Annotated in this window: 6 protein-coding genes; 2 read left to right on the plus strand and 4 right to left on the minus strand. The window is 47.0% G+C overall.

All coding sequences use genetic code 11. From position 1 onward, the window contains the following. Positions 1 to 168 precede the first annotated feature (168 nt). Complete coding sequence (locus tag ACTIE6_RS14360) at positions 169 to 834, plus strand: CPBP family glutamic-type intramembrane protease (RefSeq protein WP_439557298.1); 666 nt, start codon at positions 169 to 171, stop codon at positions 832 to 834. A gap of 10 nt (positions 835 to 844) precedes the next feature. Here the strand turns inward: ACTIE6_RS14360 and ACTIE6_RS14365 are convergent, their stop codons facing one another. The 4 genes from ACTIE6_RS14365 to ACTIE6_RS14380 form a co-directional block, all read right to left on the minus strand. Next, the gene (locus tag ACTIE6_RS14365) at positions 845 to 2,971 is read right to left on the minus strand and encodes a DNA topoisomerase 3 (RefSeq protein ID WP_439557299.1); all 2,127 of its coding nucleotides are present in this window, start codon (positions 2,969 to 2,971) and stop codon (positions 845 to 847) included. Positions 2,972 to 2,980: 9 nt separating this feature from the next. Beyond that, positions 2,981 to 3,151 (minus strand): hypothetical protein, encoded by a 171-nt coding sequence (locus ACTIE6_RS14370; RefSeq protein ID WP_439557300.1) that lies wholly within the window; start codon positions 3,149 to 3,151, stop codon positions 2,981 to 2,983. Between the two features lie 126 nt (positions 3,152 to 3,277). Beyond that, the gene (locus tag ACTIE6_RS14375) at positions 3,278 to 4,294 is read right to left on the minus strand and encodes an LLM class flavin-dependent oxidoreductase (RefSeq protein WP_439557301.1); all 1,017 of its coding nucleotides are present in this window, start codon (positions 4,292 to 4,294) and stop codon (positions 3,278 to 3,280) included. Between the two features lie 45 nt (positions 4,295 to 4,339). Next, complete coding sequence (locus ACTIE6_RS14380) at positions 4,340 to 5,722, minus strand: MATE family efflux transporter (RefSeq protein ID WP_439557302.1); 1,383 nt, start codon at positions 5,720 to 5,722, stop codon at positions 4,340 to 4,342. Between the two features lie 230 nt (positions 5,723 to 5,952). On the opposite strand from ACTIE6_RS14380, the gene ACTIE6_RS14385 reads away from it, so the two are divergent. Beyond that, entirely contained in the window at positions 5,953 to 6,237 is a 285-nt protein-coding gene (locus ACTIE6_RS14385) for a hypothetical protein (protein WP_439557303.1), read from the plus strand. The last annotated feature ends 520 nt before the right edge of the window (positions 6,238 to 6,757 follow it).

A 6,757-nucleotide genomic window follows, 5' to 3' on the forward strand; every position in this document is an offset into this window, starting at 1 on the left:
TTCCTCGCAGCCGGAAAAGTTGAAGCAGATGATCGGCTTGTTGAATGAAATACAGAAAGATAGTCCGAAACGCGAAACAGGCACGATCAAGCTGGAATAATGCTAGTGGCGGTGTTTTGTTCCCGCACATGAGCGCTTTAAATTTTTAAAAAATTAGTTAAATCATCAATGCAGGATACGCAACAGGTCAGCACAAAATTGATTCTTCGGCAGATCTTACAAGCGTATCTTTTCATTGTTGGTTTTAAATTCTTGTATGCCTATTTGCTTGTTTTCCTGAAAGAAAGGGGTTTGATCGGCGGGGTGGAGCGCGCCAGCGCATCGCGAACGCTTTCTTCTGTCTTGGACACGGTGACTTTCCTGTTTGAAGTTGCAATTGCCGGCCCGATCCTGGAAGAGCTGGCATTCAGGGGTGTTGTTGTAAAAACGCGCAGGGTAGTTCTGATATCGGCTGTATTCCTGCTTTACATGCTGGTGGCGCGTTTTACCGGGATTAACTTTTATGCGCCCGGAATGGATTCGGGCCTGATCTTCGTGCTTGCTCTGCTTTTTGTTTTTTTGTTCAGCGAACCGATTAGTAGTTTTATCATAACAATTGCCAGCAAGAATAGCACTGCAACTATCCTGGTAAGTTCCGCCTGCTTTGCCGGCTGGCATTATTCCAACTTCGATTTCAGCGGCGCAAATGCAGTTGATATCACATTGCACCTCATTCCGCACTTCGTATCGGGCATCGTGTTCGCAGTCATTGCTTTGCGTTATGGTGTACAATGGAGCATTCTATTGCATATACTAAACAATGCATTGCCGGTTATTATAGTATTGTCCACGTAGACGGACCAAACTATCCTACTTCGAAATTAAAATCTCCATTCATGACCAGCCTGGCATCGGTCGTTTCGGGATTACCCGGAATCTGCAAACCCTTTATGCGGCTCGTTTTCCCTTTGCTTAACAGATCATAAACGTGCTTGTCAGTGAGCTTTTTACCCAAAAATTCAAAAGGTATCTTGAAACCGCAAACCTGAAAATTGGAACAGCCGTAAGCTGTTTTTCCCTTTTTCAACAAATGCGCCTTGCATTTCGGACAGGTAAGTGACTCGATGTTAATCTCTTCTTTGGGCTCTTTGGGTTTCGCTGGCTTTTTTTCCTTTACCTCCTTTTCAACTTCTACCGGCACTTCCTCTGCAATGCTGATAGCCCGACCGCGGTTGTTCTTCACTTCCTGCGTGAGGTCCACGACCATCTGGATCAGTTCCTGCTTGAATGTATCCATCGAGTACTCGCCTTTTTCTATGAGGCGCAGCTTGCGTTCCCAGTTTCCCGTCAGCTCGGCACTTTTAAGTAACTCATTCTGGATCGTGTCAATGAGGTCGATGCCAGTTTGCGTGGCGACAATATTCTTCTTTTTCTTTTCGATATACCGCCTTTTAAAAAGCGTTTCTATGATATTGGCCCTGGTAGAGGGTCTTCCTATCCCATTGTCTTTCAAAAGTTCACGCATTTCATCGTCTTCCACCTGCTTGCCCGCTGTTTCCATAGCCCTGAGCAGTGTAGCTTCCGTGTAAGCTTTTGGCGGTGTCGTTTTACCCTGGTGCACGCGCGGTTCATGAGGGCCTCTTTCCCCTACTTCAAAGTTTGGCATCAGCTTTTCCTCTTCGGCAGCTTCCTTTTTCGCACTCGCATCGTTTGCATACAGCACACGCCAGCCGGGTTCAAGGATCTGCTTTCCAGTAGCTTTGAATTCAACCTGTCCGACTTTCCCCAATACTGTCGTGTTAGAAACTTTACATTCGGGATAAAACACAGCGATGAAGCGCCGCGTAACCAGATCATAAATGCGCTTCTCGTCCTGGCTAAGGTGATTTGGTTGTACGCCGGTCGGGATAATAGCGTGGTGATCGGTCACCTTTTTATCGTCAAAAACCGTTTTAGATTTTGGTACCGGCTTTTCAAGCAACGGGGCGGTATACTGCGCGTAATGCGTCAGTTCTCTTAATATCCCCTCTACTTTCGGATGCAGATCTTCCGAAAGATAAGTGGTATCTACCCTGGGATACGTGATAAATTTCTTTTCGTAAAGGTTTTGCGTGTGTTTCAATGTGTCTTCCGCAGAGTAGCCGTACTTCTTGTTGGCTTCCACTTGCAGCGAAGTCAGGTCGAAAAGCTTTGGATTTCCTTCTTTTCCTTCTTTCTTTTCAAATGAGGTTATTTCAAAATCATGCAGCAGGAGATAAGCCAAGCCTTTTTTTGCTTTTTCCTCACTTTTAAGCCGATCTATATTTGCTGTAAATTCTGTATCCCGGTAAATGGTTTTAAGCTCCCAATATTCTTCCGAGACGAATGCATTGATCTCCTTTTGTCGCTGTACGATGAGTGCGAGTGTTGGTGTTTGCACGCGGCCAATGCTGAGTACCACCTTACCCTGACCAAATTTTTTGGTAAAAAGTCGCGTAGCGTTCATGCCCAGGAGCCAGTCACCGATCGCGCGCGCACTACCCGCGGCGTACAGATTATTGTACAGCTCACTATCTTTCAACTTCTCAAAGCCTTCCCGGATCGCCTGCTCGGTCAGCGAGGAGATCCAGAGTCGTCTCACGGGTACATTGCATTTGGCTTTCAGCAAAACCCAGCGCTGGATCAGCTCACCCTCCTGCCCTGCATCACCACAGTTGATCACTTCTTCACATTGGCTGACCAGACTCTCTATAACGCCAAACTGCTTCAATGCGCCCGCATTATCAATCAGCTTGATACCGAAGCTTGACGGGATCATAGGCAAATCTTCCAGCCGCCACGCTTTCCAGCGTTCGGTGTAGTCGTGGGGCTCTTTCAACGTACAAAAATGCCCGAATGTCCAGGTTACCTGGTAACCGTTTCCCTCAAAATAACCATCCCGACGCTGGTTGGCCCCGATCACTCCTGCAATGTCCTTCGCAACGCTGGGCTTTTCAGCAATACACACTTTCATGATTGTAAACTACTTGGTCGATTGCTTCCTGCCTTTGATCAGAAAATACACCGATGCGATAAATGTGAGCAGGTACACGACAGCCAGTGCCGGTTTTTCAAACTGCAAGGTCTGAAAGTCAAATTGTTTGTATAAAGTAACGCCGAGAATAATGGCCACAATGGCCCAGATTGGGTTCATACGAATAATCGGTTTAGCAGGAGTTTAGGCGAAAATACAAAAAATGAAGTGTGGAATGGCCTGTATTAACGAACAATGGCAACCGGCTTTACGCCGGTTGCCATTAACTTCATTTCAAATTAGCACTTAACGCCAACCCAAACCTGGTGCAACATACTCCAAAATTGAAGAAAGCACGTGCACGTTATAGTCGACGCCCAAGGTATTCGGGATAGTGAGCAACAGTGTATCTGCTTCCTGAATAGCCTCATCCTGAGCCAACTCTTTGATTAACTGATCAGGTTCTGCCGCATAGCTTCTGCCAAAAATAGCCCGCTTATCCTGTTCAATCATTCCAATCTTGTCGCGCCTGTTAGCTTCCTGGCCGAAGAGATATCTGTCCTGCTCATTGACCAATGCAAAAATAGACCTGCTCACGGAAACCCTCGGTTCACGCTGGTGTCCTGCCTTCTTCCAGGCTTCTTTGTACAGCCTGATCTGCTCTGCCTGTTGCACGTGAAATGGCTTGCCGCTTTCATCAAACTTCAATGTGGAACTTTGGAGGTACATGCCATTTTCCGCAGCCCAAACGGCTGTTGCGTTGGAAGCCGCGCCCCACCAGATACGCTCACGCAAACCTTCGGAATAGGGTTCCAGGCGTAATAAACCTGGCGGGTTCGGGAACATAGGGTTGGGGTTAGGTCTTGCAAATCCATTCAGCCTTTCCAGGAATTCCAGCGCCTTGCGCCGTCCCATATCTGCATCTGTTTCTCCTTCTGCCAGTTCATATCCGAAGTAGCGCCAGCCGTCTATTACCTGCTCCGGCGATCCTCTGCTGATACCCAGCTGTAATCGTCCTTCCGAAATCAGGTCTGCCGCGCCGGCGTCTTCCACCATATACAACGGATTTTCGTAGCGCATGTCAATAACGCCCGTTCCGATTTCAATTTTGCTGGTTTTCGCACCGATCGCTGAAAGCAGCGGAAATGGAGAGGCGAGTTGTGAGGCAAAATGATGGACCCGAAAATATGCCCCGTCCAGCCCTATTTCTTCGGCTGCAACAGCCAGGTCAATGGATTGCAGTAAGGTATCGCTCGCTGTCCGGGCATTGTAGGCTGGGTGATTGGCCCAGTGCCCAAAAGATAAAAACCCTATTTTTTTCATAGTTATCTTCAAGAGTAGGTCTGTATTTACAAAGGATAACAAGACCTAAAAGTTCCTGCTCGCGCTAACTTGAAGGATAGCGTCACTGGTGTAGTACCGGTTTTTGAAATACAATGTATAAGCCGCAACGACGACGAGTGTGACTATTTCGGACAGCGCTCTGGAAAGCCAGATTCCCGACATACCCAGGTGTTCAGGCAGTACCGCGAGCGTTGGTAGTACAAGAAAAAAGCCTTTCAGGAGATTCACAAAAAGAGAAGCGACCGTTTTGCCTGTACTTTGCAGAAAAGCGGCCAGCAGATAGTTCGGACCCGCTGCGAGGAACAGCAGGAAGTACAAGCCCATTGCTTCACTTGCAGTTTTTCGGTAAGTAACGTTTTGATCTCCCGAGAATAATTCAACCAGTAAGTCGGACAGGAACAAGCCTAGTCCTGCTACTACTATGCCAAGTATTAGGGTAAATCCCACCGAAAACCGCAGGGTCTCAAGTACGCGGTCTGGTTGTTTTGCTCCGATATTATAGGACATAATCGGAAGTGCAGCAATCATGGCAGCAGTAAAGGGCCGGATTAATAAGAAACTAAGATAATTGACCAACCCGAATGCAGCGACTGCGGAGGCGCCGTAGCGAATTAACGACTGATTAATAAGCAACAAACCTGATGAGAACGCGATTTCAGACGCAAACGATGGTATCCCTATTTGAAAGTACTCTTTCCATTGTGACAATTTGAGCGTAAATCGGAATGAAGAAAAACTTAAATGTGTATTGCCTCTTGAAATGAAAGCAAAAAGGTAGGCAGTACCACAGGTTAATGCGATCGATGTTGCAATTGACGCACCTTCAACGCCCATTTCCAAAACAATTACAAATACTACATCAAGTACAATATTGACTGCTGCTGCCAGGATGGACGCGTTTCTTGATGCCTGTGGTACATTGTTAGCACGTACAAAGTTCCCCCAGATCATACCGAGAAAGAATACCGGGAGACCGACTAATTGCCAAAGTGCATAATGCGCCAGGTTTTCTGTGAGGATTAAATTATCTGTACCAGCGAGAAAACGGGCGAGTGGCATTGACAAGAATGGCGCGGTCAGAGCTACGCAGGTGCCTACTAAAATGACCAGTGTAGTAGCAAACTGAAATACTTGTTGTACACTTCCGTAATTCCCTGCACCTATTCCCTTGCCGATCAACACGCCGCCGCCAATCATCACCGGCAAGGTAAATGCAATCAGAACAATGACGACAGGACCAAACAATCCTACGGCGGCAAGACCATCTTTTCCTACTTCTTGTCCAAGTATAATGCCGTTGATTACCTGATGCACAATGGAGGATAACAGACTTATGATTGCGGGACCATAGTTTTGAAAAAACAGAGTTCGGACAGGAGCATGCCCAAGTTGGTTAGAGGCTGACATAAGGAAAGTTTTGGAAAAGGGGCGCAAAGCTACAAAAAATAGATGGTGCTACCTTTCTAGCGCTCGTGGGTTATTCCGCATTTAGTTTGAATTCGCAGACTGTCAATATCCATGTCATTGATTCGTGACCGCATGGCAATGTACCTTATGCTACGGGTAAAAAGCTTTATGAATTTCTTCCGCAGAGTGCAGAAAAGGGCAGCAGTCAATGGAACGACGAGCGGCAAACCTTGGAGATACGACTTCCTGCTAACTATTTCTCGGCAGCAGTGAAATCGCTTTCTAAAAATAATTTTTCTCCCTCTGTTGGTTACCTCGATAATACACTTCCAGCTAAATACAAGTCGATAGAAGATGCTGTGGCAGGTGCATCTCCCGACCGTATCCGCATTATCTATTATGAAGAAGACCCAAAAGGCGGCGAGATCAAGTACATATTTACCATGAGAGCAGCCTGGGTTATGAAAGTGGAAAGACTAGCCGCAAGAGAACACTGGTATGAAGTGCTTTATTAATGCAGGTTGCTTGTTTAACAAACTATAACAAATAGCAAAAAAAAGACCATCCTTTTGACATGGTCTTTTTGTAATAGTATTGTGGCGGCTAAGCTACGCGCCCCGCCAACTTTACCAGGTTTGATCCAAGTATCATCGGCGGACTTGGGCTGGGCGCTCCCGGCTTAGGCAGCGCCGCTTAACTTCCCTGGCCGGCCGCGGGCTTGCGGGCAATTGGGAAGAGGTAAATCCTCACCAATGCAAAAAGCCTTACATATCTGCAAGGCTTTTTTATGTAATGGTATTGTGGCGGCTAAGCTACGCGCCCCGCCAACTTTACCAGGTTTGATCCAAGTATCATCGGCGGACCTGGGCTGGGAGCCCCCGGCTTAGGTAGCCCCGCTTAACTTCCCTGTCCGGGACGGGGCGCGTAGCCTGGTAAGAGGTAAATCCTCGCCAAATGCAAAAAGCCTTACATATCTGCAAGGCTTTTTTTGTAATAGTATTGTGGCGGCTACCTACTTTACCAGGTTTGATCCAA

The organism is Dyadobacter sp. (genome assembly GCF_051859145.1).
GTDB lineage: Bacteria > Bacteroidota > Bacteroidia > Cytophagales > Spirosomataceae > Dyadobacter.

Coding starts and splice junctions, on each gene's coding strand:
- ACTIE6_RS14360 (WP_439557298.1), top strand. CDS start 169: ATGCAGGATACGCAACAGGTCAGCACAAAATTGATTCTTCGGCAGATC.
- ACTIE6_RS14365 (WP_439557299.1), bottom strand. CDS start 2,971: ATGAAAGTGTGTATTGCTGAAAAGCCCAGCGTTGCGAAGGACATTGCA.
- ACTIE6_RS14370 (WP_439557300.1), bottom strand. CDS start 3,151: ATGAACCCAATCTGGGCCATTGTGGCCATTATTCTCGGCGTTACTTTA.
- ACTIE6_RS14375 (WP_439557301.1), bottom strand. CDS start 4,294: ATGAAAAAAATAGGGTTTTTATCTTTTGGGCACTGGGCCAATCACCCA.
- ACTIE6_RS14380 (WP_439557302.1), bottom strand. CDS start 5,722: ATGTCAGCCTCTAACCAACTTGGGCATGCTCCTGTCCGAACTCTGTTT.